Here is a 25,855-nt window from a genome sequence, read left to right as displayed (position 1 = left end):
AGGTTTTTCCCATCAAGTTTCCCCGGCGCAGGCCGATGCCTAGGCAACACAACAATAATCCGTGCTGCCAAGTTTACCGGGGAGTCGAACATGTTCCGATGGATTACCGAAACGCTGGGAAATGTGAGCGTCAATCGCAAATTGGGGCTGGGCTTTGGCCTGGTACTGTTACTGACCCTGGCCATCACCTTCACAGGCTGGCAAGGCATGGACAGCATCATCGACCGTGGTGACAAGCTGGGCAATATCTCGGTCATCAGCCAAGGCACCCAGGAACTGCGCATCGCGCGCCAGCACTACCAGCGCGAACGCAGCGAAGCGGCGATCGGCGAACTGGAAAAAACCCTCGCTGGCCTCGACCGCCAGATCAGCCTGATGCTCGGCCAGATCGAACAGCCCGTCGATCATCAGCGCCTGCAGCAACAGCAGGAGGCGGTGCGCAAATACCAGCAAGCTTTCGCCGACCTCAAGCAGGCCGGGCAACGCCGCGAAGCCAGCCGAGGCGTACTGGGTGACAGCGCCGACAAGGCAGCCGCACTTATCAGCAAGGTGCAGGAACGCCTGCTGCAAGCCGGCGACATCACGCCCTATCAGAGCACGGTAGAGGTCAGTGCCCTGCTCCAGCAAGCACGCTTCCAGGTGCGCGGCTACACCTACAGTGGCGATGCGAACTACCAGCAGACTGCGCTCAACGCCATCGACCAGGCCATGACCAACCTCAAGGCGCTACCCGCCAAGCTGCCCGCCGAATATGCCGCCAGCCTCGACGACTCGTTGTCGGCCCTCGCCGCCTACCGCGATGCGGTCAACCAGTTCGGTAGCGCGCAATTGGCCAGTGATCAGGCCCTGCAGGTGATGACTGATCAAGGCACCGTGCTGATGGATAACAGCCAGAAGATGACGGTTTCACAGACCGAAGTCCGCGATGCAGGCTCGCGCAAGGCAAAGGCCCTGCTTGTCTCAGCCACGGCACTGGCGTTGGTGCTGGGCCTGATCGCGGCCTGGGCCATCACTCGGCAGATCATCGTGCCACTGCGCCAGACACTGGCCGCCGCCGAGCGCGTGGCCAACGGCGACCTGCGCCAGGACCTGCTGGCAACCCGTCGTGACGAGTTGGGGCAGTTGCAGGCCAGCATGCAGCGCATGACCCAAGGCCTGCGTGAACTGATAGGGGGTATCGGTGACGGTGTCACGCAGATCGCCAGCGCCGCCGAAGAGCTTTCGGCGGTAACCGAGCAAACCAGCGCCGGGGTCAGCAACCAGAAGGTCGAAACCGACCAGGTGGCCACCGCCATGAACGAAATGGCGGCCACCGTGCATGAGGTGGCACGCAACGCTGAGCAAGCCTCGGAAGCGGCTCTGATGGCCGACCAACAGGCGCGTGAAGGTGATCGGGTGGTCAGTGAAGCCGTGGCGCAAATCGAGCGACTGGCCGGTGAAGTGGTCAACTCCAGCGAGGCGATGAACCAGCTCAAGGCCGAAAGCGACAAGATCGGCAGCGTGCTGGATGTGATCAAGTCGGTGGCCCAGCAGACCAACCTGCTGGCGCTGAATGCGGCTATCGAAGCGGCGCGGGCCGGTGAGGCCGGACGTGGCTTTGCCGTGGTCGCCGACGAAGTGCGCAGCCTGGCGCAGCGTACCCAGCAGTCCACCGAAGAGATCGAAGAGCTGATTGCCGGCTTGCAAAGCGGGACCCAGCGAGTGGCCAGCGTGATGGACGCCAGCCGCCAGCTCACCGACAGCAGCGTCGAGCTGACCCGCCGCGCGGGCACTTCGCTGGAGACCATCACCCGGACCGTATCGTCGATCCAGGCGATGAACCAGCAGATTGCCACGGCCGCTGAACAGCAAAGTGCAACCGCTGAGGAGATCAACCGCAGCGTGATCAATGTGCGGGATATCTCCGACCAGACCTCGGCGGCGAGCGAGGAGACGGCCAGCTCCAGTGTCGAGCTCGCGCGGCTGGGCACCCACCTGCAAGACCTGGTAAGGCGCTTCAGGCTGTAAGCCCGTACTGGCCCCATCGCCGGCGATTTGGCCGTGGGGCCAGTGTGAATTCCCAAGCGCGCTGCTGAAATTTCCTACCCAATTCTCAGGTCAAGTCCTACAAGCCTTCCGCCGATGGGCAGGGGTGTCATGCCAGTAAAACGCCGGCATGGCTCCCCTACTCAACTGGATGGAGACTTGCCATGTTCGGCTACCTCAACCGCAGGATTGGCAACATCAGCGTCGGCGCCAAACTCGCTCTGGGTTTTGCCGTGGTACTGCTGCTCACCGTGGCCACTGCCGTCAGCGGCTGGCGCGCCCTGGACGGCGCAATTACGCGCTCCGAGCAGCTCAGCGAAATCGGCCAGATCAATGATCTGGTCAAGGACCTGCGCGCCGAGCGCATCACCTACAGGGTGTTGGCCGATGATGCCAGCAAGGCGCAGATCAGCCGCATCCTGCAACAGCTCGACGCCGGGCTGAGCGCGCTGCAGCAACGCAGCAGCGTCGATGAATCACGCCAGATGCTGACTCAGAAGCTGCAATTGCTGCAGCGCCTTCAGGACAATTTCGCCACCTTGCAACGCACCGTTGAAAGCCGGCGTGGCTTGCGCGAGGCCATGCAGGCACAGGAGCAGAAGCTCAACGCTGTGATCGACGAACTGGAAACCCAGGCCTTGCTGAAGATGCCTGCCGACAGCCAGCAAAGTGGCCTGCTGGGCCTGATGGACAGCCTCACCCGGCACGTGGACGGCGCCAACCAGCAAAGCCTGGTGCCGGCGTACACCTTCTCGCCGCTGGAGGACTTCAGCAAGGTCGGCCAGGCGGCGCTGGATGCTGCTGACAAAAGCCTCGCACAATTGATCCAAGCCCTCGCCCCCTTGGGCCTTGCGCGTGCAGTCATGGACCAGCCCGGCGTGGAGCTGGGGAAATACCGCACCAGCCTGGAGCAATACCGCCGCGCCGCCTTGCGTGTCGAGCAATTGCAAAACGACATGGAGCAGATGGGTAACGAACTGCGTGCCGTGAGCCTGGAGCTGGGTCAGAGGAAGGTCGAGCAACGCGACAGCGAAGCACTGGCCGCCCGCTCGCTGCTGACCAGCGTTGCGCTGCTGGCGTTGCTGGTGGGTGTAGCGGCCGGCTGGCTGATCACCTTGCAGATCACCCAGCCGCTACGCCAGACCCTGGCGTTGGCTGCGCGCATTGCCCGGGGCGACCTGAGCCAGGTGGAGCCTGTAGATCGTCGTGACGAAATGGGCCAGTTGCAGGCCAGCATGCAGGGAATGACCTTGAGCCTGCGCGAGCTGATCGGTGGTATCGATCAGGGGGTCGGCCATCTGTCACAGGCCGCCACGCAACTGGCGGCCAGCAGCGAGGACACCAAACTGCGCATCAGCCAGCAGCGCGAGGAAACCGATCAGGTTGCCACGGCCATGAACCAGATGAGCGCCACGGTGCAGGAAGTGGCACAGAACGCCGAACAGGCCTCGCTGGCGGCAACCAACGCCGACCAGCAGGCGCAGCAGGGTGATCAGGTGGTGACTGAAGCCATAGGCCGTATCGAGCAGCTGGCCAGGCAGATGGACGATTGCCTGGCAGCGATGCAACATCTGGCGGGCGAAAGCCAGCGCATCGGCAGCATTCTCGACGTGATCAAGTCGGTCTCCGAGCAAACCAACCTGTTGGCACTGAACGCCGCCATCGAGGCGGCGCGAGCAGGTGAGGCCGGGCGTGGCTTTGCCGTGGTGGCTGACGAAGTGCGCGGCTTGGCCCAGCGTACGCAGCAGTCGACGGAGGAGATCGAGCAGTTGATCGAAAGCTTGCACAACGGCACCGACGAGGTGACCAGCCTGCTCGACAACAGCAAGCGCCTGACCGAGCAGAGTGTCGAGCTGAGCCGCAAGGCGGGGGATGCGTTGAGCCAGATCACCGATACGGTGTCGAGCATCCAGGGCATGAACCAGCAGATTGCCACGGCCAGCGAGGAGCAGAGTGTGGTGGCCGAGCAAATAAACCGCAGCGTCATCAGCGTGCGCGACGCGTCGGACCAGACCAGTGCAGCCAGTGAACAAACGGCAGCCTCGAGCGGCGAGCTCGAGCAGCTAGGGCAGCAGCTGCGAGGCATGGTCGGCCGTTTCAGCCTTTGAAAGCGGCAAGCTTTAAGCTGCAAGCTGCAAGCTGCAAGCTGCAAGCTAAAGCCGAACGCGGTGAACCAGCCATCACCGCTCGGCTTGTAGCTTGTAGCTTGTAGCTGCTTCTAGAGCTCTTGGCGCAGGAAGGCCTGGGCCGCGAGGGGACAAACGGCAGCCTCAAGCTTCAAGCTTCAAGCTAAAGCCGAACGCGGTGAACCGGCCATCACAGCTCAGCTTGTAGCTTGTAGCTTGTAGCTTGCAGCTTGCAGCTTGCAGCTTGCAGCTCGCAGCTTGCAGCTGCCCTCAGAGCACTTGGCGCAGGAAGGTCTGGGCGCGGGGATCCTTAGGTGAGTCAAAGAACGCCGCGGGCGGCGAGTCTTCCAGCAGTTTGCCGTGATCGAAGAACAGTACGCGGTCAGCCACTTCCCTCGCAAAGCCCATCTCATGCGTCACGCAGACCATGGTCATGCCTTCCTGGGCCAACGTCTTCATCACGTCCAGCACCTCACCGACCATCTCCGGGTCCAGCGCCGAGGTTGGCTCGTCGAACAGCATCACCTTCGGCTCCATCGCCAGCGCACGGGCAATCGCCACCCGTTGCTGCTGACCACCGGAAAGCCGCGAAGGGAACTCATTGGCCTTCTCCGAGATGCCCACCTTTGCCAGCAACGCCCGCGCCTTGGCCTCACGCTCGGCCTTGCCACGCTTGCGCACGACCTTCTGCGCCAGGCACAGGTTTTCCAGCACCGTCATGTGCGGGAACAGGTTGAAATGCTGAAACACCATGCCCACTTCGCGGCGGTAGGCGTTGATGTCGGTCTTCGGGTCTTCCAAGCGCAGCCCGTTGATGGCCACATGGCCCGCGTCGAAATGCTCCAGCCCGTTGAGGCAGCGCAGGAAGGTCGACTTGCCGGACCCCGACGGGCCCAGCACCACCACCACTTCACCCTTCGCCACCTGGGTGGTGACGTTGTCCACCGCACGCACCACCTGGCCTCGGGTGTCGAATACCTTCAAAAGGTCACGGACTTCAATCACTTTGCGCAAGCCTCCGCTCGAGCCGGCTGGCCAAATGCGACAGCGGCAGGTTGATCAGCAGGTACAGGCCTGCCACGCAGAACCAGATCTCGAATGTCGAGAACGACGTGGTGATGGCCTCACGGCCGCTCTTGGTCAGTTCGGTGATAGCGATCACCGAGACCAGCGAGGTGTCCTTGACCAGGCTGATGAACTGTCCGGCCAGGGGAGGCAGCACGCGCTTGAAGGCCTGCGGCAGGATCACATGGCGCATCGACTGGCTGGCGTTCAGGCCCAGCGAGCGGGCGGCCTCGTTCTGCCCTTTGGCGATCGACTGCACGCCGGCACGCACGATCTCGGCCACGTAAGCACCGGTGAACAGCGCCAGCGCCGCCACCCCAGCGAACTCACGGGACAGGTTGAGCACGGTACCGATGAAGAAGTAGAAGATGAAAATCTGCACCAGCAGCGGCGTGCCGCGCACCAGTTCGACATACACGGTCGACAGGTCACGCAGGGTCGGGTTGTTCGACAACCGGCACAACCCGGCAAACAGGCCGATCACCAGGCCGAGGGCCCCGGACACCACCGAGATCCACAAGGTGGTCCACAGGCCCCAGGCCAGTGGGCCTGCAGCCCAGTGACGGGTGACGCCGACCTGATCACCTTCGGCCACATCGTCACCGCGGCTCAGTTGCAGGCTGTCCTTGGCCACCTCGAGCACCTGCTCACCGCCGCTCTCATCCTTGAGGGTAACGCGGGCGCTATCGCCGGAGACGACAATGTCCTGCACCGTGCCGTAATCGCTGGCACGCTGCACGTCCTCGGCCTGGTAGGCAAAGTATTGGGGTACGCGGTTCCAGCGCCACTCGTAGGAAATCATCGAGGTGGCCAGGTACAGGCTGATCGCCAAGCCCCCAAGGACCAGCGCAGTCAGCGCATGCCAGGGCCATTGGGCTTTCTTGTGTTTGATCACGTGGTTACTCCAGAAAGCGGCAAGCCGCAAGCCACAAGCTGCAAGAGCAAGCAGACCGCGGATGGGCCGACCTCCTCCTGCAGCTTGCAGCTTGCGGCTTGAAGCTGCTTCTTATTCCATTTCCTTCAGCCAGTCCTTGTTCTTGAACCACTTGTCGTGGATACGATCGTAGGTCCCGTCATGCTTGATCTGGTGCAGGAAGTTATTGATGAAGTTGATGCTGTCGTAGTCGCCTTTCTTCAAGCCGAAAGCCAGGGGCTCGTAGGTGAAGGGCTCGTCGAGGAACAGCAGCTTGCCGGCACCGGCCTTGTCGACCGCCACTACGTTGTACGGCGCATCGTAGACGAAGGCATCGGCCTTGCCGCTGACCACGTCCATCACCGCTTCCTGCTCGTTGTCGTAGCCGTGGTACTTGGCCTTGGCGATCAGTTTCTTGGCGACCATCTCGCCGGTGGTGCCGAGCTTGGAAGTGATGCGGTACTTCTCGTTGTTCAGGTCTTTGTACGACTTGATCTCGCCAGCCAGCTCCTTGCGGATCAGCAGGGTCTGGCCAACCACGATGAAGGGTTCGCTGAAGTTCAGGCGCAGGTTGCGTTCCTGGGTCAGGGTCATGCCGCTGCCGATCATGTCGAACTTGTCGGTCAGCAGGGCCGGGATGATGCCGTCATAGGCGGTGGAGACGGTCTCCAGCTTCACGCCCATGGATTTGGCCATGGCCTTGAGCAGATCCACTTCGAAGCCAATGATTTCGCCGCGCTTGTTGGTCATCTGGAACGGCATGTAGGTCGGGTCCATGCCCACCCGCAAGGTACCGCGCTTGACGGCATCGTCGATGGCACCGGCCTGGGCCGAGGCCACCGCGACCAGCGCCGTGACGCCGACCAGCAGCCGCGAAAGGTATTTCTTCATCATCACCAAGTCCCCTAGCAAGAAAAGTAGCGAATCTTATTGTTGGCACGGCCGTACCGGCCGGCATGGCTTTTCGGAGAGGGATGCTAACGCATGGCGGCCCTGGGACCTAGAGCCGGGGGGGACTTTGTTGGCCAAAATCCGAGGGGGTGAGGAAGATAGGAAAACCCTTCCGCCGGCAAGCCGGCGAAAGGGCCGCATGGCGGCCCCAGGGTCGGTCAGGCGCCAACCAGGCTAGGTTGAGCCTCGTTCGCCGGGTGCAAGGGCAGCAACGGCGAATGCGGGTCGTTGTTGATCGATGCACGCCACGCGTCGATCCAGGCCGCATTGTGCTCTGCCCACACCTGAGCATGCAGGCGCGCCAAGGCGACCGGGTCGCTCAGCAAGGCGAGGCGAGTAGCCAGGTCCAGGCCTTTGGGCCCAGCCTCTATCGCCTTGGCAAGGCGCTCGGCACGCATCGCCTCGATCGCTGCCGACTGGCCATGACGGGCAGTGGCCATGGCACAGGCCAGGGCGTTCTGCCGCGGGTCGACCACAGCGCGGACGAAGCCGTCGTGCAGGGCATGCCAGCGATTCTCGTGGGTGTACTGGTCGGTGGCGAGCAGCTCCTGGGGCGTTGCGTACTCCTCAGGGATCAGGAACAGCTTCTCGTCCTTGGCTGCCAGGCCCAGGCGTGTACGGCTGGAGATCACCGAAACGGGGATCGACAGCACCAGCGAACCAACGATCGGTGCCAGCCACCACAGGAAGCTTGGGTTCAGCCATGCCACCAGCGCCGCCCAGGCAATACCCAGCAGGGTTTGCGGGCCATGGCGACGTACCGCCTCGCTCCACGGGGTCGAATCGTCGTCGCGCTGCGGCGAGTTCCAGGTCGCAGCCCAGCCAAGGAATGCGGCCAACACGAACCGGGTGTGGAAGATCATCCGCACTGGCGCCAGCAGCATGGAGAACAGCATCTCCATCAGCATCGACAAGGTGACCTTGACCCGCCCACCGAACTCGACCGCGCCCTTGGCCCAGATCAGGATGATACTGAGCAGCTTGGGCAGGAACAGCAGCACGATGGTGGTGGAGAACAGCGCCACGGCCTTCTCCGGGTGCCACTGCGGCCACAGCGGATACAGCTGGTACGGCTCGATGAAGTATTGCGGCTCCATCAGCGTGTTGGTGGCCAGCAGCGCGGTCGACAGCACCAGGAAGAAGAACCACAGCGGCGCCGACAGGTAAGACATCACGCCGGTGAGGAACACCGCACGGTGCACCGGGTGCATGCCCTTGACCAGGAACAGGCGGAAGTTCATCAGGTTGCCATGGCACCAGCGGCGGTCCCGCTTGAGCTCGTCAAGCAGGTTCGGCGGCAGCTCTTCATAGCTGCCCGGCAGATCATAGGCAATCCACACGCCCCAGCCCGCCCGGCGCATCAGCGCCGCTTCGACGAAGTCGTGGGAAAGGATCGCGCCGGCGAAGGCGCCCTTGCCGGGCAACGGCGCCAAGGCGCAGTGCTCGATGAACGGCTTCATGCGGATGATCGCGTTATGGCCCCAGTAGTGCGACTCGCCCAGCTGCCAGAAGTGCAGGCCGGCGGTGAACAGTGGGCCGTACACACGGGTGGCGAACTGCTGCATGCGCGCGTACAGCGTGTCCATGCCCGACGCCTTCGGCGCGGTCTGGATGATGCCGGCGTCCGGATTGGCCTCCATCAGGCGTACCAGGCTGCTCAGGCACTCGCCACTCATGACGCTGTCGGCGTCGAGCACGACCATGTACTTGTATTCGCCCCCCCAGCGACGGCAGAAGTCGTCGAGGTTACCGCTCTTGCGCTTCACACGGCGGCGGCGGCGGCGGTAGAAGATGCGGCCGAAACCTTTGGTCTCGCGGCAAACGTCCAGCCAGGCCTGTTGCTCGGCCACGGCGATGTCCGTGTCGTTGGTATCGCTGAGCACGAAGAAATCGAAACGGTCGAGGTTGCCGCTGGCTGCGACCGATTCAAAGGTCGCCCGCAGCCCTGCGAACACGCGCGGCACGTCTTCGTTGCAAATAGGCATCACCAACGCCGTACGTGCTTCAGGAGCGATCGGCTCACTGCCGGCACTGCTGCCGGAGATACGGTATTTGTCACGCCCGGTGAGCAGCTCGAGGAAGCCCATCAGCGCGGTCCAGAAGCCCGCCGACACCCAGCAGAAGAGGATGCCGAAAAGGATCAGGATGGAGGTCTGCAAGGCATAGGGCCAGACCTGTACGACGGTGTCCCACAGCGGCTGGTTGACCACTTCGTCGAGCTCGACGAACGACCAGCCCTGGTACGGCAGGATGCCCTTCATGTACCAGCCGGCGACGAGGGTCTGGCCGATCATGAGGGTCAGCAGGATATAGCGGCGGATCGAGCCGACCGTGCGCCAGCGCGCCGGAGGCAGCTCGCGCTTGGGCGGCTGCGGCGCATTGGTGCGGCCGGTCATGCGCCGCCACATGCGGATCAGCACATTGGTACGCCATGGCTCGGGCACAACCCGGGTGCGCTTGATCGGCGGTGCGATCTTCAGGCACAGCCGGCCGCTGCCGTCGACGCCGAGCATCTCGGCATCTTCCAGTTCGGCGGCGCTGCCCACCGTCAGGCGCGGGCCCACCGAGGCCTGTACGGCCTCGTGGGTGGTGGCGGGCGCATTGCCCGCCAGGCGTTGGTGCAGCTCACTGAACGAGGTACAGCTGGCGAGTTCCGCGCGCTGCTCATCGCTCAGTGGGAGGTGGGCCAGGTACTCGCCAAGCGATTCCGGCCTTGCGCTTGAGTTACTCATCGGCAGGCAACTGATAGCTCCAGGTCTCGGTCAGCACTTGTTCAGTGGTGGCCGGGGCCCCGTTGGTGGAAGCCGCGTCGGCGGCAGGTTGTTCAGCCTTGGCAGGTTGCTCGGCCTTGGCGGTTTTTTCAGCCTTGCCATGCTTGGTCGCAGCCTTGTCCTGCTTGGCTTCTTCGGCCGGCTTGGCCGCCTCGACCGGAACGTCACGAACCAGTGCGGCACGCATCTCGGTAGCCTTGTTGGCCTCCTTGATCTTCATCCGCAGGGTCAGGCGCCAGCCCTTGGTCTCTGGGTTATAGCGCAGATTGTTCTCGACCACCTCAGCGTTGTCACCGACGCTGATCTGGCTGCGTACCGCAGCGTCTTCCGGCAGGGCGGCCAAGGCCGGGCCGGCGAAGTCGACCAGGAACGCCACGCTGCCATCTGGTTGACGGATCAGGTTGGATTGCTTGACGTCACCGGTGGAACGCATGGTCTGGGTCACCGAACCCAGCTCCTGGGCCTGGAAACGCGCCTCGTCGATGGTCCAGTGCAGGCGGTAGGCGTACTCGAACGGCTTGCCTGGTTCTGGCAAGGTTTCCGGGCTCCAGAAGGCAACGATATTGTCGTTGGTTTCGTCGGCGGTCGGGATCTCGACCAGATCGACGGTGCCCTTGCCCCAATCGCCCTTAGGCTCGATCCAGGCGCTCGGACGCTTCTGGTAGTTGTCGTCGAGGTCTTCGTAATCCTTGAACTCGCGATGACGCTGCATCAGGCCGAAACCGCGCGGGTTCTCGACGCTGAAGTTGCTTACCGACAGGTGTTTGGGGTTGTTCAGCGGGCGCCACAGCCACTCGCCGTTACCGGCGTGGATCGACAGGCCTTCGGAGTCATGCAGGGCTGGGCGATAGTTCATGACCTTGGACGGCTGGTTAGGGCCGAACAGGAACATGCTGGTCAGCGGCGCGATGCCCAGACGGCTGACGTGGTCACGCAGGAACACGCGGGACTGCACATCGACCACGGTATCGTTGCCCGGGCGCAGGATCAGCTTGTAGGCACCGGTCGAGCGCGGCGAATCCAGCAGGGCGTAGATCACCAGGTGCTTGTCGGCCGGCTTGGGTTTTTCGACCCAGAATTCGGTGAAACGCGGGAACTCTTCGCCCGAAGGCAACGCGGTGTCGATGGCCAGGCCACGGGCCGACAGGCCGTACACATGCCCTTTGCCGACCACACGGAAATAACTGGCCCCCAGCAGGGTCATGATTTCGTCCTGCTTGTCGGCCTTGTTGATCGGGTAAAGCACGCGGAAACCGGCGTAGCCAAGGTTCTTGGTGGTTTCAGGGTCGTGCGGCACGTCACCGAACTCGAAACGGCTCGGGTCGTACTTGATTTCCTCGACGGTGGTGGCGGTGACTTCGTTGATTTTCACCGGTGTGTCGAAGTGCATGCCCTGGTGGTAGAAGGACAGCTTGAACGGCGTCTTGTCCTTGGCCCACTCGGCCTTTTCCTGCAGGAAGTGAATCTTCTGGTAGTCCGCGAATTTCATGTCGCGGAACACTGCCGGCAGATTGCTTTTCGGTGCTTCGTACTTCTGGCCGGCGAGATCCTTTGCCTTGGCTGCAACATCGTCAAGATTGAATGCCCACAGCTGGCCCGCGCTCATCAGGCCGACCAGTGCCGCACTGGCCATCAGGGCCTTGCGCAGCCGATTGCCGGGGATTCTAGATGCTTTATGGGGACTAACAATCACGAGCAACCCTCGCCGAAAACAGATCATGAAACCAACGGCCAGCGACAAATGCCGGGTTGGCGAGCACTGTTCGGACCCCGTGAGGGCGTAATGATTCCCCAAACGGATCCAGACAATGCTCGAGTCAGAGTAAAACGAACCTGCGAACGCAGGCCCTAACAGCGCGCGATTATCCAGCAGGATGCGTTACAACGCATCAGGCTGGATCAACTATTTATCGTACAAAACCCCTTGTTTCGCACAACCTAGGCCGTTTTTTCATTCATATTTGTAACAGAAAAGTCACAGGGCCATCATTGACCAGATGTACCTGCATGTCGGCACCGAATCGGCCGCTCGCCACATCGGCATGCTGGCCCTGGGCTTGCTGCAAAAGATAGTCGAACAGTTCGGCACCGAGCGCTGGCGGTGCAGCTGTCGAAAAGCTCGGACGCATGCCGCTGCGGGTGTCCGCCGCCAACGTGAACTGCGACACCAGCAGCAAACCGCCGCCCACATCCTTGAGGCACAGGTTCATCTTGCCCTGCTCATCGCTGAACACGCGGTAGTTGAGCAACTTGTGCAACAGTTTGTCGGCCTGTTCACGGGTATCTTCAGGCTCTACCGCCACCAGCACCAGCAAGCCTTGGTCGATGGCGCCGACAATTTCACCCGCCACCTCTACCCGCGCGCCGCGCACACGCTGCAGCAGCCCCTTCATGCTTCTTCCAGAGGCAGGTCGAGCAGGCGACGTGCCATCTGATCGGCGGCCCGCACCAGCGCATCGGTGATCCCCGGCTCGGACGCCGCATGGCCGGCGTCGCGGATCACCTTCAGCTCGCTGTTGGGCCATGCCTGGTGCAATGCCCAGGCGTTGTCCAGCGGGCAAATCACATCATAGCGGCCATGCACGATCACGGCCGGCAGGTGGGCGATCTTGGGCATGTCACGGATCAACTGGTCGGGTGCGAGGAACGCGTTGTTCATGAAGTAGTGGCATTCGATCCGGGCGATCGACAAGGCGCGCTGCGGCTCGGAGAAGCGGTCGATCACCAGCGGGTTGGGGCGCAGGGTGGCAGTGCGGCCCTCCCAGGTGGACCACGCCTTGGCGGCATGCATCTGGGCGATCTGGTCGTTGCCGGTCAGGCGCTTGTGGAATGCCTTGACCAGGTCATTACGCTCATCCGGCGGAATCGGCGCGATGTAGTCCTGCCAGTAATCGGGGAACAGGCGGCTGGCGCCCTCCTGATAGAACCACTCGATCTCTTGCGGGCGGCACAGGAAGATACCCCGCAGGATCAGGCCGTGAACCCGCTCGGGGTGGGTCTGGGCATAGGCCAGGGCCAAGGTAGAGCCCCAGGAGCCGCCGAACAGTACCCACTTGTCGATGCCCAGATGCTCGCGAATGCGCTCCAGGTCTTCGACCAGGTGCCAGGTGGTGTTGTTCTCCAGGCTTGCATGCGGGGTGGAACGGCCACAGCCGCGCTGATCGAACGTGATGATGCGGTACAGGTTGGGGTCGAAGTAGCAACGGCTCTGAGCATCGCAACCCGCGCCCGGGCCACCGTGGATGAACACCACCGGCAGACCTTCAGGCGAGCCGCTTTCATCGACATAAAGCACATGCGGCGCTTCCACGGCCAGATCGTGCCGGGCGTAGGGTTTGATCTGCGGGTAGAGGGTCTGCATTGCGCACTCCGTGTGAGGATTTAGTCTGCCGTTGGGCATCATAAACCTGAATTGCGCTTTGAGCATGTATCTGAAGACAACTCCCCCGCACAAGCCTGCCATGCCTTTGCCACTGCGCTGACACCCCACCAGATTTATCTACCCCATCGAGGCTTTTCCACTCGCCATAGTCCCTTGTCCCGTTTCCTGCAATGGACCTCACGATGCCTAGCCCAACCGGCAAGACCACCCCCCCACCGGGTACCCCATACGCCACCATCGAGCAGAAAATCCCCGCGTGGCTGAAATCAGCCTCCCCCGACACCCTGCGCGCAATGCGCAACGGGGAGCAGGCCCCCACCTGGCTGGCCACGGCGATCCTGCAAATGCCGGACATCGGCAAAGCCTGGCGTGACGAACATGCGCGCCACCGCGACCACGCGGCACAGGTGCGCAGGCTGTTTGAAGCGCTTCCCGAGCTGCAGTCCTACGCCAGCCAGCAACTGTCAGAGGCGATCAGCGAACGGTTTGGCCTGACCGTCGATGTGCAGAACTGCTACCTAGTGGATGCACGCCTTATCGACGTGGCCAACGCCATCGACAGCCGTCAGGCCATCGACCGCGCCACCCGCTCGCTGCTGCACTGCGCCCTGCACAACTTCGATGCTGCCGCCGCCGTCAAGAATGGGATGGATGCAGAGGGCGGGCCACTGAGGAAATCCGTCATCGTCGATCACCGGCGTTTCATGGGCACAGTGCCCATCACCAATACCTTGAACATCGAAGCGGAGGCGTTTGCCGAGCTGTGCCGTGACCTGGACCTGGGCCGCAAATACCACGACAAGGTTCACGCCATCTACTATCCCCAAGCCACAGCACAGCTGAGCGCCGACGAAGCTGCGCTGAACGTGTATCAAACCCTGGGCCGCGCCGAGGTATCGGCATTCAGGCAATCCCTGCATTTCGCCCGCCTCAAGGGCGACATCAGCGAGGTGCTGTACACCACCGCCCTTGCCACCCCCCTCGACAGGCTCCCAGCCGAATCTGAAAGGCCGGCGATCACTTTCAGCCTGCTCACACTGTGGGAAGCCGAACTCACCGGCGTCGCGCTCATCACCTTGCGAACGTCGGCCCAAGACACCGTGGCGCTGTACGTCCCTGATGACAGCGAGACGCCGCTCAAGGAATTCGCCTCCCTGGAGGCCTTGAAAGCCGACCTGAGCGGTCGACTGAGGGCGAACATCGCTTACCTGGACAGGCATATAGCCGACCGCGACAAAGGCCCGGTGATCGCGCGCCTCAAGGACCGCCTGACGCCCATCGGCTGGAGTGTCCGCGGCCTGCATGAGCGGGTGCCGGACCCGCATGCAATGCTGTACCCGATCGCACAGCCGTTTCGTCATGCATTCGAGGGTGTGATGGCCTTCCAGAAAGCCGAGCGCCACGAAAAGGATGTGCTTTTCCACGCGATACCAACAGCGATCGTCGATCGACGTACCGCTCTCGCCCACCGACAGTTGATTGCCGGGCGCGTACTGACGGGCTTGAACATCGCAGGCTTCTTCGTGCCGGGCCTGGGCGAGGCGATGCTGGCTGTATGCCTGACACAGCTGGCCTGCGAGGTGTACGAAGGCATCGATGCGTGGAAAAACGACGAACGTGATGCGGCCTACGGGTATCTGGTCGATGTTGTCGAGAACGTGGCGCTCATGGTGGCGCTCTCTGCCGCAGCCAAGGCACTGAAGAACCCAGGGGAAGGTGCTGCAGGCGGGCCGGGAGAGGAACAGGAGGTGGAACGGATCCCCGTGGAAACGCCCTCCTTCATCGAAGCGCTGGAAACTGTCGAATTACCCAATGGCGAGGTCCGCCTGTGGAAGCCCGACCTGACGCCGTACCGCAGCCCCCAGGTGCTGCCCGCAAACCTGGAACCCGACGAACATGGCTTGCTTCACTATCAAGGCAAGCGCTGGCTTGTCGTGCAGGGTAACCAATACATCGTCAGGCCCACTGCGGCCACTGACCAATACCGCCTGGTGCACCCGGCCAGGCCTGTTGCGCACGAGCCTGCGCTTCGCCATAACGGCGCCGGCGCCTGGTTGTTGCCCCTGGAGCAACCTCTGCAATGGCCAATGACGACCCTGGTGCAACGCATGGGCCTTGCGAGCGAGCAATTCGCAGAAGAAACAGCCTTGCAGATACTGCGTATCTGCGATGTACATGAAAACGTGCTGCGCCATGTCCTGACCGAAAACCAGCGGTTGCCTGCCCTGCTCGAGGACACCCTGACCCGCTTCAGGCTGGACCGGGCTGTCCGCCAGCTGCCTGACAGGAGCCGATGGCCCACCGAGCTCGAACGTGCCTACGCGCGCCTCCCCGCCAGCCAGGCTAGCGGCGCGGCAGTCATTCAGCGGGTCTATCCGAACGTGCCCGCAGCAATCACCGATGAGGTGTTGCGAAACGCCACCAGCGGCGAACTGGCAGCACTCGGCACGGGCAAGCTGCCTCTGCGCCTGGCTGAAGAGATACGCGTCTTCCAGCAGCAGGTACGCCTGGCCCGGGCCTACGAAGGGCTGTTCCTCGCCAGCGTTCGCAACGGCGACACCGACCGACTGATCATGCATTCACTCGAACGGCTGCCTGGCTGGCCCGCTGACATCAACCTCGAACTTCGCCAGCACCGCTTCTGGCCTGCTCATCGCGAAAGCGTGGGGCCAACGGATGCACGGTCTTTCACGGTGATTACCAGCGCCGAGGCAGGTTACATCGTCCACGCTGAGGCAGGGGCGCAAACGCCGGTCACCGTTTATGGCGATCTGTGTACGGCGTTATATGCCGCGCTGCCCCAGGCGATGGCCCAAGTGGGCATCGTAGACGGGGCTGAGTTACGCCTGCGGTTGCAGGAAGGCCCCCTGTTGTCACGTACCTCGCTCAGGCAGGTGCTGGGCATGCAACCTGTACGGCCGGGTTACCGCTCCCCCATGCGGCTCGCCAACGGACGTATTGGCTACCCGTTGAGTGGTGGCCTGCCGACAGCCCCCATCGTCAGCCGCCAGGCCCTGCTTGAGGCGGTCAACGCCACAGGGCTCGCCGAACACACCCCCAGATCGGCGGATCAGATTCTGATGATCATCGCCGGCGGTGGCCGTAACCCACAGCAAGTGCTTGGACGACTGCAGCAACTGGTGGATCAACGCATAGAGATGCAAAGCCGGCTGGACGACTGGAACGAGGGGATTTCAACAGCATCCGATCAGGCCGCACAACAATACAGTGCCCTGCGGCAAGCCATCATGCAGCACTGGTACGACACGGCATTGGTCGAGGGGGACAGCCACAACAGCGAGCTGAGCCTGGAGCAGGTGCCCCTGGCCGATATCCCCATGACCCTGCCGGCATTCTTCACCTCGAATATTCGCAGGTTGCGGCTTTACGACCTGCCATCAGGCACCCTCGCCGGTTGGGCGCAGAACGAACGCTTGCTGCAACGCCTGCTCAGGCAGGTACCGCAACTTGAATCGCTGGAGATCAGCCGGGCCTACGACCCCAGCATTACACCGTCCTCTTTCATTTTCAGTATCCCCACCATCACCGAGCACTTGCCTGGCCTGCGGGCGCTGAGGTTCATCAACCAGAACGTCGCACTCACCTCCAACGACATGAACCAACTGGCCCAGTTGCCACTGCTCAGGTACCTGGACCTGAGCGGCAATCGTTTCGCGCAGCGCGACAGCCCCAGCTTCCATGAGTTTTCGCTGGACTACCTCGGCCTGAACGCCATGCAACTGCATCAATGGCCGATCGGGCTGGGCAGTGACGCCCTGGAGCGAATCGCGCACGTTTCGCTGCGTGACAACAACCTCCGGTCGCTGCCCTCGTTCCTGCTCAACGAGGCAGAAGCGATCCAGCGCCCATCGAGCCTTTCGCTGGAGGGTAACGAGATCAACGAAACCCACCTGCAGCGCCTGCTACTGAGCGAGAACCGGATGAATGTGCAGGTCAATGTGGATCACTCCCCCGAGCTGACCCAACGGCTCGAACGCATCCAGAATGAGCGCCAGCAACTGCGCGAGGCGATCGAAGGCTGGGCGCAAGCCTCCAGTTCCAACGCCCCGCTGACCCAAGCGGTGCTCGAAGACCGGCAACGCATCGAAGTGGCGATCACCGAATTCTGGTCCCGGCAGGAGCAGGGTTTGCAGTACCTTCGGCTGCAGCTTGAAAATGTGGCACTGGAGCACTTCCCGAGACGGCTGCCGGCCTTCTTCGGAGAACGCGTGACTGCCTTGACGCTGACCCGCGTCAGTGGCTCAACCGCCCAGCTCAACGAACTGCTGGGGCGCTTCCCCAATATCACCCGGCTGACCGTCGAAGCGCACGTAGCGCCAATGCCCTCGCTGCCGTCGGCCCTGGTACGGTTGCAGCGACTCGCGCACTTGGAATTTCGCAACATGGGCCTGGAAATCGACCAGGCCATGATCGAAGCCTTCGCCCGTTTGCCGCAACTTTCGTCGCTGGACCTGTCGGGTAACCAGATCGGTGCCATTACCCAGATACCCGCCAACCTCTCAGCGAACCTGACATCCCTGAGCCTGACCAACATGAACCTGCAGGCCTGGCCAGCCTGGTGCGACGCCCTGCTGCCATTGGAGCTGCTGGATTTGAGCTCCAACCATATCTCGGAGCTGCCCAACCATATTCTGGAAAACATCCACAACCCGATGCCGATCTCGTCGATTTCGATGTTCGACAACCCGTTGTCAGAAGATACGATCCAACGGGTGCGCACGTTCTCCGACAGCCAGCACAGCCTGTCCTTCGCCCTCGACATTCCCGACAACCTGATCCTGATTGAATCGTCCGATGAGGGCTCACTCCTCGATCATCCTCACTTCCCAGTGCCCTTCGCTGGCGATGACTCACCCAGGCTGGAGGATTGGGCGCTTGGCAACCAAGCGCAGAACGAAGCCCTGAGCGACTGCTGGCAAAGGCTGCAGACGCTCGAAAATGGCCAGAACCTGTTGGCCCTCGCGGGCCGCTTGCGCAATGCGGCGCCGTACCTCGACCCTACCTCGCAAGCCGCGTTCTGCGAGCGCGTGCGCATCATGCTGGTGATTGCGGCAACCCATGAGCATGAGCTGCCCACCATGAGCAGCATCGCTGCGGCGGCCTTGCCCGACCCGGTAACCGGCTCACAGACCTGCCATGACGGCGCACTTCAGGAATTCAACAATATCGAGCTGTACCTGATGTCCAACCGCATCCTCACCGACGCGGGCGACTCCTTGCCGGCCTTGTACCGGCGCCTGCTGCAACTGTACCGGATCGGCCAGCTGGAACTGCTGGCCAACAGCCGGACCGGGCAAGGTGACCGGGTCTCGGTACGCCTGGCCTACCGCCGGGAGCTGGCCCGGGAGCTGGACCTGCCGATTGCCGACAGTATGCGTTTTCGCGGCGCGGCCATGCTGGCACCGGGCGAGATCTCCAGTGTCCTGGAGCGCGTCAGGCAAAAGGAAAACAGTGATGCGTTCATCCAGTACATGCTGGCAAACGCTGACTGGACCCGCCGATTGCGCGCTGAATACCCCGGCCGTTTTGCCGAAATAGAGCAACGCTATGGCGAGCAGGTGCTCGAACTGGCTGCACTCGACCTGCCGCTGGCGGAGGAGCTGGCACTGCAGCAAAACCTGCAAGACGCTAAAGAACATCAGGAGCTGGAGCTGCTTCAGGAACTGACCCGGATGCAGGGCCGGCCCGAATGATCACCCCCTGAAACGAACTGCGAGGGCCTTTCCACCCGGCCAGGCCCTCGTCGCTCACTGCGCGTAGTGCCCCTGCCCCCACGCCAACATGGCCGTCAACAGCTGGTGCAGAACCACTTGCGTCGGTTGAGCCAGGTCTTCGCGATAGTCGAACGGTAGGGTCTCTTCCATGTAGGTACTTTGCGCCAGCTCCAGCTGCACGGCATGGATATGGCCGCCAGGGTCACCATAATGCCGAGTGATGTGCCCCCCCTTGAAGCGGCCATTGAGCACGTGGCTGTAGCCGTGCGCTTGGGCACATACGCTTTGCAACCGTTCGACCAGCCCCGGGGCACAACTGGCACCGTTGAAGGTGCCCAGGTTGAAGTCTGGCAACCTGCCTTCGAACAGGTGGGGGATAAAAGAGCGGATCGAGTGGGCATCCCAGAGGAGTGCGTAGCCGAACTCGCTGCGCAAGCGTGCCAGCTCCTGCTCGATGACCTGGTGATACGGCCGCCAGATTTGCTCGAGATAAACCTTGCGCTCCTCGGCAGAAGGCTCGCAGCCTTCCTTGAACAGCGGCTGCCCCTCGAACAATGCAGCCGGAAACAGGCCTGTGGTAGCCCCTGCATACAACGGCTTGTCGTCATCCGGGCGGTTGAGGTCGATGACGAAGCGCGAATACTCTGCCGCCACCACACTGGCCCCAAGCTCACGGGCGAAATCGTACAGGCGCGGGATATGCCAGTCGGTGTCGGGCAGGCTGCGCGCCTGGTCGACCAAGCCGTCGCGCACGGCCGGGGTCAGCCTGAGCCCCGCGTGAGGCATGCTGATCAGCAGGGGCACACGGCCCTGGTGGAAACTCAGTACCTTGTCCATTTCGCCTCGCTCAGTGGGCTATTTCATGGCCTTTGCGCACCACGCGCTTGGGCAGGTCGCCACCCAGCCAATAAGCCAGGTCGGCGGGGCGTTCGATCTGCCAGGCGACAAAGTCCGCCACCTTGCCGATTTCCAGCGTGCCATGGGTGCCGCCCATGCCCAGTGCCGTGGCGGCATGGAGGGTAACGCCAGCCAGGGCTTCTTCCGGGGTCATGCGAAACAGCGTGCACCCCATGTTCAGCATCAGCCGCAGCGACAGGCCTGGCGCTGTGCCGGGGTTGAGGTCGCTGGCAAGGGCAATCTTCACGCCGTGACGACGCAAGGCGTCCATGGGAGGCAGCCGGGTTTCGCGCAGGAAGTAGAACGCGCCCGGTAGCAGCACCGCGACGGTGCCCGCCTCGGCCATTGCCACGGCGTCTTCCTCGGTCATGAATTCCAGGTGGTCGGCCGACAGCGCCTGGTAGCGCGCGGCCAGGCTGGAGCCGTGCAGCGACGAGAGCTGCTCGGCGTGCAGCTTGACCGGCAAACCCAGTTCGCGCGCGCTGATGAACACCTGCTCGACCTGCGCCGGGGAAAACGCCAGGTGCTCGCAGAACGCGTCCACGGCGTCCACCAACCCCTCGGCGGCGAGTGCAGGCAGCATCTGGTCGCAGATGTGCGCAATGTAGTCGTCGGGGCGCCCGGCGTATTCCGGCGGCAAGGCGTGGGCGGCCAGGCAGGTAGCGCGCACGGCAACCGGCAATTCGTCGGCCAGACGCCGCGCCACACGCAGCATCTTGCGTTCGTTGGCCAGGTCCAGGCCATAGCCGGACTTGATCTCCAGGGTAGTCACACCGTCACGCATCAGCGCCTGCACCCGCTGGCGGGCACTGGCGAACAGCTCATCCTCGCTGGCCGCACGGGTGGCCCGCACGGTACTGGCGATGCCGCCGCCTTGCGCGGCGATTTCGGCATAACTCACGCCCTGCAGGCGCCGCTCGAACTCGTCGCTACGGTTGCCACCGAATACGGCGTGGGTGTGGCAGTCGATCAGCCCGGGGGTAACCCAGGCGCCGTCAAGGCTCACTGTGCGAGCGAGGCCCTGCACCGGCGCGTCAGGCCGTGGCCCGATCCACTCGATCAAGCCCGCGTTGCTGACGATGGCCGCGTCCTCGATGATCGAGTAGCTGCCCTGGGCCATGGTTGCCGCCTGGCAGTTCTGCCAGAGAGTTCTCATATTCAGTCTCCGTTACTAGCGATAGTGCGCGAGGCAACTGGCCGGTGTCACAAGCTCGGCAACACGCCACGCGGCAACAGCCCCGTCAGTCTGCCTTCTGCCAACAGCGCGCTGGCGGCCTCGATATCCGGCGAAAAGAAGCGGTCACGGTCATAGTGCGGCACTTCACGGCGCAGCACCTGGCGCGCCTGCTCCAGTTTCACCGAGGTCTTGAGCCCTTCGCGCAGATCGAGCCCCTGGCATGCACCCAGCCACTCGATGGCCAGCACACCACGGGTATTTTCGGCCATTTCCCACAGCCGTTTGCCAGCCGCCGGGGCCATGGACACGTGGTCCTCCTGGTTGGCCGAGGTCGGCAGGCTGTCGACGCTGTGCGGGTGTGACAGCGCCTTGTTCTCACTGGCCAGGGCCGCCGCAGTCACCTGGGCGATCATGAAGCCGGAGTTGACCCCGCCGTTTTCCACCAGGAACGGCGGCAACTGCGACATGTGCTTGTCCATCATCAACGAGATACGGCGCTCGCTCAGTGCGCCGATTTCAGCGATGGCCAGCGCGAGGTTGTCGGCGGCCATGGCCACCGGCTCGGCGTGGAAGTTACCGCCCGAGACCACATCGCCTTCGACGGCGAACACCAATGGGTTGTCCGACACCGCGTTGGATTCGATCGCCAGTACCTCCGCCGCCTGGCGCAGCTGGGTGAGGCACGCGCCCATGACCTGGGGTTGGCAGCGCAGCGAGTACGGATCCTGGACCTTGCCACAGTGCTTGTGCGACAGCGAAACCTCGCTGGACTCGCCCAGCAGGTCCCGGAAACAGGCGGCTGTATCGATCTGCCCGGGCTGGCCGCGCGCGTCGTGGATACGCGGGTCGAACGGCGAACGCGAACCGAGCACCGCCTCGACCGTGAGGCCGCCGCAAGTGATGGCTGCAGCGAACAGATCTTCGGCCTGGAACAGGCCGCGCAAGGCATAGGCAGTGGACGCTTGGGTGCCGTTGAGCAACGCCAGGCCTTCCTTGGCGGCCAGGGTCAGCGGTTGCAACCCGGCAATGGCAAGCGCCTCGACAGCAGGCAGCCATTGGCCCTGGTAACGCGCCTTGCCTTCGCCCAACAGCACCAGGGACATGTGCGCCAGCGGCGCCAGGTCACCGGAAGCCCCCACCGACCCCTTGAGCGGAATGTGCGGGTAGACTTCGGCGTTCACCAATGCGATCAAGGCATCGATGACCTTGCGGCGAATGCCGGAAAAACCACGGCTGAGGCTGTTGATCTTCAGCACCATGATCAGCCGGACCATCGCATCGTCCAGCGGCGCGCCAATGCCCGCGGCATGCGATAGCACCAGCGAGCGCTGCAGGTTTTCCAGATCGTGGCTGGCAATCCGGGTCGAGGCCAAAAGGCCGAACCCGGTGTTGATGCCGTAAGCGGTGCGATCTTCAGCGATGATCTGCTCGACAACGGCAACGCTGGCATCGATGGCGGCAGCTGCGCTGGCATCCAGGCTCAGGCGCAGTGGCGCCAGGTGGATCTGGCGCAGTTGGGCCAGCGTCAGCCGGCCAGGGATGAGGTTCAGGGCTTCCATGTACAGGCTCCTTTGTTATTGTTCAGTGCAGTGCCGCGAGAACAGGCAGCGGCCCTGGCGAAGCTTTGAGCAGCGCGGCGGTGCGGGCGATGTCCGGCGCCAGCCAACGGTCTTCCAGGTAAGCCGGAACCTGCTCACGGAGCAGGCGCCAGGCGGCATCGGTACCTGCGCCAAAACGCTGATGCTTGAGAAATTCGAACGCCTGGCTCGCCAGCAGATACTCGATGGCCAGTACCTGGGTGCAGTTCTCCAGCACCTGGTGCAGTTTCAGCGCGGCGTTGGTGCCAAGGCTCAGGTGGTCTTCCTGCAAACCGGAGGTGACGTAATTGTCGAGCACTGCCGGTTGCGCCAGCTGGCGGTTCTGCGCGCACAGCGAGGCGGCCACGTACTGGGCGATCATCATCCCCGAGTTGACCCCAGGGTTGCTGACCAGAAATGCCGGCAGCCCACTGACGTGGGGGTTGACCAGGCGATCCAGGCGGCGCTCGGCAATCGAACCGATCTCGGCCATGGCAATCGCCAGCAGGTCGGCGGCCATTGCCACCGACTGGCCGTGTGGGTTGGCTTGGGAAACCACACGGAAGTCATCCGGGGTGCCCAGCAGCAACGGGTTGTCGTTGGCGCCGTTGAGTTCGGCCTCGATCTGCCGCACAGCATGGGCGAACTGATCACGGGCCGCGCCGTGCACCTGCGGGATCGAGCGGATGCTCAGCGCATCCTGGGTGCGGATCCCCTTGCTGGCAGCGATCACTTCGCTCCCTGCGAGCAACGCGCGCAGGTTCTCGCCCACCACTTGCATGCCTGGGTGCGGCTTGAGGGCGATGATCTCGGGGTCGAACGCAGTGATCTGCCCCCGCAGTGCCTCGAAGCTCATGGCACCGGTCACGTCGGCCCATTGCAACAGCCGGCTGGCGTCGTCCAGGGCGAGGCTGGCCAGGCCGGTCATGCACGGCGTGCCGTTGACCAGGCACAGCCCATCCTTGGCCCCCAGCAGCACCGGCTGCAGGCCCTCCTCGGCCAGGGCCTGGGCGGCGTCGACGACGTGCCCACGGTAGCTGACCTTGCCGATCCCCAGCAGGCACACGCCAACGTGCGCCATGTGCGTCAGGTAACCGACCGACCCCTGCGAGGGTACCTGCGGCGTGATGCCATGGTTGAGCAACGCCAGCAACGCTTCGACCACACACCGGGCGATACCCGATTTGCCGTGGCTGTAGTTGGCGATTGCAGCGCAGATGATCGCCCGCGTCTGTTCCTCGGCGAGCGCTGGCCCAACGCCACAGGCGTGGCTGAGCAAGGTATTGCGCGATAGCTGGCTGAGCTGTTCGCCTTGCAGCGACACGTTGCACAGTGCGCCCAGGCCCGTGTTCACGCCATAGGCACGCTCACCGCTCTCGACGATATGGCGGACGATGGCTTGGGCGTTGTCGATACGCGCCCATACCTGCGGTGCCAGTTCCAATGGCGCGCCATGGCGGGCAACGGCGGCTATGTCCTGCCAACGCAACGGGGCATCTTTGAAGACAACGGTCTCAACGTGCGACATGCTGCCCCTCATACCGCGACCGCGCGGCGCTGGACGAAGCGGTCGACATACTCATCGGCCGGGTTGTGGAGGATCTGGTGCGGCGTTCCCACCTGGATCAGACGGCCGTCCTTGAGGATGGCGATGCGGTTGCCGATGCGTACCGCTTCGTCCAGGTCATGGGTGATGAACACGATGGTCTTGTGCAGAGTCTTCTGCAGTTCGAGCAATTGGTCCTGCATCTCGGCGCGGATCAAGGGGTCGAGCGCACTGAAGGCCTCGTCCATGAGGATGATATCGGTGTCCGCTGCCAGTGCCCGGGCCAGGCCGACACGCTGGCGCATGCCACCGGACAGCTGGTGCGGGTATTTCTTCTCGTAGCCCTTCAGGCCTACGGTCTCGATCCATTGCTGGGCGCGCTCGGCGCACAGCTGCTTGCTTTCGCCGCGCACCTTCAGGCCATAGGCGACGTTTTCCATCACATTGCGGTGCGGCAGCAGGCCGAAGCTTTGGAACACCATGCTGATCTTGCGTCGGCGAAAATCGCGCAGAGCCTCCATGTCGTACTGCAGGATGTCTTCGCCATCGACCAGGATCTGCCCGCTGGTAGGGTCTATCAGGCGGTTGAAATGGCGTACCAAGGTCGATTTTCCTGAGCCCGACAGGCCCATGATCACGAAAATTTCGCCGCTGGCGATGGACAACGACAGGTCGTTGACCCCGACCACGCAGCCGGTCTGCGCCAGCACTTGCTCTTTGCCCTGGGCGCTGCGGATCAGGCGCATGGCTTCGTCGGCCCGGTCGCCGAAGATCTTGAAGACGTTCTTCACCTCGATCTTGCTGATCGGCTGCGTGCTCATTTGCTCACCTCGTGGCGTGGTCGGCCATAGGCCTGGGTAATGCGGTCGATGACCACCGCGAGAATGACGATGGCCAGGCCCGCTTCCAGGCCGCGGCCAACGTTGAGGGTCTGGATGCCGACCAGCACGTCTTCACCAAGGCCACGTGCCCCGATCATCGAAGCGATCACGACCATCGACAGGGCCATCATGGTGGTCTGGTTGATACCGGCCATGATGCTCGGCAGCGCCAGTGGCAACTGCACACCGAACAGCTGCTGCCAGCGGTTGGCACCGAAGGCGTTGATCGCCTCCATCACCTCCCCATCGACCTGGCGGATACCCAGGTCAGTCAGGCGGATCAGCGGCGGCGCGGCATAGATCACCGTAGCGAAGATGGCCGGCACCTTGCCCAGGCCGAACAGCATCAGCACCGGAATCAGGTACACGAAGCTGGGCATGGTCTGCATGATGTCGAGCAGTGGCATCAGTACTGCCCGCAGACGGTTGCTGCGCGCCGACAGGATGCCAAGCGGGATGCCCACCAGCACCGAGATCAGCGTAGCTACCAGCATCAGTGCCAAGGTCTGCATCAGCTTGTCCCACAGGCCAACGGCACCGACCAGGAACAACAGGCCGGTGATCAGCAGGGCCGGCAGGATGCGCCGGGTCGCGTGCCAGGCGACCACGGCCACCACACCGAGCATCAGCCACCAAGGGGTAGCGCGCAACAAGCCCTCAAGGCCGACGATGGCCCATAGCAGCGTATCGGAGATGTGCCGGAACACATCGCCATAGTTGGTCACCAGGGCGTCGACCCAGCCGTTGACCCAGTCGGCGATGGAAAATGTCAGGTTGTCAGGAAACATAAATTCCACTCATCGGCAGAG

At 63.0% G+C, this 25,855-nt stretch carries 16 protein-coding genes; 3 read left to right on the top strand and 13 right to left on the bottom strand.

Annotated elements, in window-relative coordinates; all coding sequences use genetic code 11:
• Window positions 1–90: 90 nt before the first annotated feature.
• Window positions 91–2,007: a methyl-accepting chemotaxis protein gene (locus ACIPZC_RS02705; protein WP_400624672.1), complete on the top strand. Its 1,917-nt coding sequence runs from the start codon at window positions 91–93 to the stop codon at window positions 2,005–2,007.
• Between the two features lie 182 nt (window positions 2,008–2,189).
• Window positions 2,190–4,133: a methyl-accepting chemotaxis protein gene (locus ACIPZC_RS02700; protein WP_400624670.1), complete on the top strand. Its 1,944-nt coding sequence runs from the start codon at window positions 2,190–2,192 to the stop codon at window positions 4,131–4,133.
• 288 nt (window positions 4,134–4,421) lie between these two features.
• On the opposite strand, the gene ACIPZC_RS02695 is transcribed toward ACIPZC_RS02700, so the two are convergent.
• From ACIPZC_RS02695 to pip, 7 genes are all read right to left on the bottom strand, one after another.
• Window positions 4,422–5,156, bottom strand: coding sequence for an amino acid ABC transporter ATP-binding protein (locus ACIPZC_RS02695; RefSeq protein ID WP_400624829.1), 735 nt, complete (start codon window positions 5,154–5,156; stop codon window positions 4,422–4,424).
• Window positions 5,149–6,111, bottom strand: coding sequence for an amino acid ABC transporter permease (locus tag ACIPZC_RS02690; protein ID WP_400624669.1), 963 nt, complete (start codon window positions 6,109–6,111; stop codon window positions 5,149–5,151). Before ACIPZC_RS02690 ends, ACIPZC_RS02695 begins: the two co-directional genes overlap by 8 nt.
• A 111-nt stretch (window positions 6,112–6,222) precedes the next feature.
• Window positions 6,223–7,020, bottom strand: a complete 798-nt coding sequence (locus ACIPZC_RS02685; protein ID WP_241804128.1) for a transporter substrate-binding domain-containing protein — start codon at window positions 7,018–7,020, stop codon at window positions 6,223–6,225.
• A 218-nt stretch (window positions 7,021–7,238) separates the two neighbouring features.
• The gene (gene mdoH / locus ACIPZC_RS02680) at window positions 7,239–9,812 is read right to left on the bottom strand and encodes a glucans biosynthesis glucosyltransferase MdoH (protein ID WP_400624667.1); all 2,574 of its coding nucleotides are present in this window, start codon (window positions 9,810–9,812) and stop codon (window positions 7,239–7,241) included.
• On the bottom strand, window positions 9,805–11,484 hold the full coding sequence (locus ACIPZC_RS02675) for a glucan biosynthesis protein (protein ID WP_400624665.1): 1,680 nt from the start codon (window positions 11,482–11,484) through the stop codon (window positions 9,805–9,807). The genes mdoH and ACIPZC_RS02675 overlap by 8 nt, the downstream gene beginning before the upstream one ends.
• Before the next feature lie 322 nt (window positions 11,485–11,806).
• Window positions 11,807–12,244 (bottom strand): D-aminoacyl-tRNA deacylase, encoded by a 438-nt coding sequence (gene dtd / locus ACIPZC_RS02670; RefSeq protein WP_400624663.1) that lies wholly within the window; start codon window positions 12,242–12,244, stop codon window positions 11,807–11,809.
• The gene (gene pip, locus ACIPZC_RS02665) at window positions 12,241–13,212 is read right to left on the bottom strand and encodes a prolyl aminopeptidase (RefSeq protein WP_012312379.1); all 972 of its coding nucleotides are present in this window, start codon (window positions 13,210–13,212) and stop codon (window positions 12,241–12,243) included. Before pip ends, dtd begins: the two co-directional genes overlap by 4 nt.
• A gap of 203 nt (window positions 13,213–13,415) precedes the next feature.
• Between pip and ACIPZC_RS02660 the strand changes: the two genes are divergently transcribed.
• Window positions 13,416–18,947, top strand: a complete 5,532-nt coding sequence (locus tag ACIPZC_RS02660; RefSeq protein ID WP_400624661.1) for a dermonecrotic toxin domain-containing protein — start codon at window positions 13,416–13,418, stop codon at window positions 18,945–18,947.
• Between the two features lie 54 nt (window positions 18,948–19,001).
• Here the strand turns inward: ACIPZC_RS02660 and hutG are convergent, their stop codons facing one another.
• Genes hutG through ACIPZC_RS02630 form a run of 6 tightly spaced genes read right to left on the bottom strand, consistent with a single transcriptional unit; the run spans window position 19,002 to window position 25,834 of the window.
• Complete coding sequence (gene hutG / locus ACIPZC_RS02655; protein ID WP_400624659.1) at window positions 19,002–19,805, bottom strand: N-formylglutamate deformylase; 804 nt, start codon at window positions 19,803–19,805, stop codon at window positions 19,002–19,004.
• Between the two features lie 10 nt (window positions 19,806–19,815).
• On the bottom strand, window positions 19,816–21,021 hold the full coding sequence (hutI, locus tag ACIPZC_RS02650) for an imidazolonepropionase (RefSeq protein ID WP_400624657.1): 1,206 nt from the start codon (window positions 21,019–21,021) through the stop codon (window positions 19,816–19,818).
• Window positions 21,022–21,068: 47 nt separating this feature from the next.
• Window positions 21,069–22,601, bottom strand: a complete 1,533-nt coding sequence (gene hutH / locus ACIPZC_RS02645; RefSeq protein ID WP_400624655.1) for a histidine ammonia-lyase — start codon at window positions 22,599–22,601, stop codon at window positions 21,069–21,071.
• Window positions 22,602–22,623: 22 nt separating this feature from the next.
• On the bottom strand, window positions 22,624–24,147 hold the full coding sequence (gene hutH / locus ACIPZC_RS02640; protein WP_400624654.1) for a histidine ammonia-lyase: 1,524 nt from the start codon (window positions 24,145–24,147) through the stop codon (window positions 22,624–22,626).
• 8 nt (window positions 24,148–24,155) lie between these two features.
• Window positions 24,156–24,986: a glycine betaine/L-proline ABC transporter ATP-binding protein gene (locus ACIPZC_RS02635; RefSeq protein ID WP_241804105.1), complete on the bottom strand. Its 831-nt coding sequence runs from the start codon at window positions 24,984–24,986 to the stop codon at window positions 24,156–24,158.
• A complete protein-coding gene (locus ACIPZC_RS02630) occupies window positions 24,983–25,834 on the bottom strand; it encodes a proline/glycine betaine ABC transporter permease (RefSeq protein ID WP_241804106.1) in 852 nt (283 codons plus the stop codon). Before ACIPZC_RS02630 ends, ACIPZC_RS02635 begins: the two co-directional genes overlap by 4 nt.
• Between the last annotated feature and the right edge of the window lie 21 nt (window positions 25,835–25,855).

The organism is Pseudomonas sp. NPDC089743 (assembly GCF_044748785.1).
GTDB classification, from domain to species: Bacteria; Pseudomonadota; Gammaproteobacteria; order Pseudomonadales; family Pseudomonadaceae; genus Aquipseudomonas; species Aquipseudomonas putida_X.
Note: the sequence above shows the minus strand (reverse complement) of the source record. Positions and strands in the feature narration are given on the sequence as shown.

Coding starts and splice junctions, on each gene's coding strand:
- ACIPZC_RS02705 (WP_400624672.1), top strand. CDS start 91: ATGTTCCGATGGATTACCGAAACGCTGGGAAATGTGAGCGTCAATCGC.
- ACIPZC_RS02700 (WP_400624670.1), top strand. CDS start 2,190: ATGTTCGGCTACCTCAACCGCAGGATTGGCAACATCAGCGTCGGCGCC.
- ACIPZC_RS02685 (WP_241804128.1), bottom strand. CDS start 7,020: ATGAAGAAATACCTTTCGCGGCTGCTGGTCGGCGTCACGGCGCTGGTC.
- mdoH (WP_400624667.1), bottom strand. CDS start 9,812: ATGAGTAACTCAAGCGCAAGGCCGGAATCGCTTGGCGAGTACCTGGCC.
- ACIPZC_RS02675 (WP_400624665.1), bottom strand. CDS start 11,484: ATGGCCAGTGCGGCACTGGTCGGCCTGATGAGCGCGGGCCAGCTGTGG.
- dtd (WP_400624663.1), bottom strand. CDS start 12,244: ATGAAGGGGCTGCTGCAGCGTGTGCGCGGCGCGCGGGTAGAGGTGGCG.
- pip (WP_012312379.1), bottom strand. CDS start 13,212: ATGCAGACCCTCTACCCGCAGATCAAACCCTACGCCCGGCACGATCTG.
- ACIPZC_RS02660 (WP_400624661.1), top strand. CDS start 13,416: ATGCCTAGCCCAACCGGCAAGACCACCCCCCCACCGGGTACCCCATAC.
- hutG (WP_400624659.1), bottom strand. CDS start 19,805: ATGGACAAGGTACTGAGTTTCCACCAGGGCCGTGTGCCCCTGCTGATC.
- hutI (WP_400624657.1), bottom strand. CDS start 21,021: ATGAGAACTCTCTGGCAGAACTGCCAGGCGGCAACCATGGCCCAGGGC.
- hutH (WP_400624655.1), bottom strand. CDS start 22,601: ATGGAAGCCCTGAACCTCATCCCTGGCCGGCTGACGCTGGCCCAACTG.
- hutH (WP_400624654.1), bottom strand. CDS start 24,147: ATGTCGCACGTTGAGACCGTTGTCTTCAAAGATGCCCCGTTGCGTTGG.
- ACIPZC_RS02635 (WP_241804105.1), bottom strand. CDS start 24,986: ATGAGCACGCAGCCGATCAGCAAGATCGAGGTGAAGAACGTCTTCAAG.
- ACIPZC_RS02630 (WP_241804106.1), bottom strand. CDS start 25,834: ATGTTTCCTGACAACCTGACATTTTCCATCGCCGACTGGGTCAACGGC.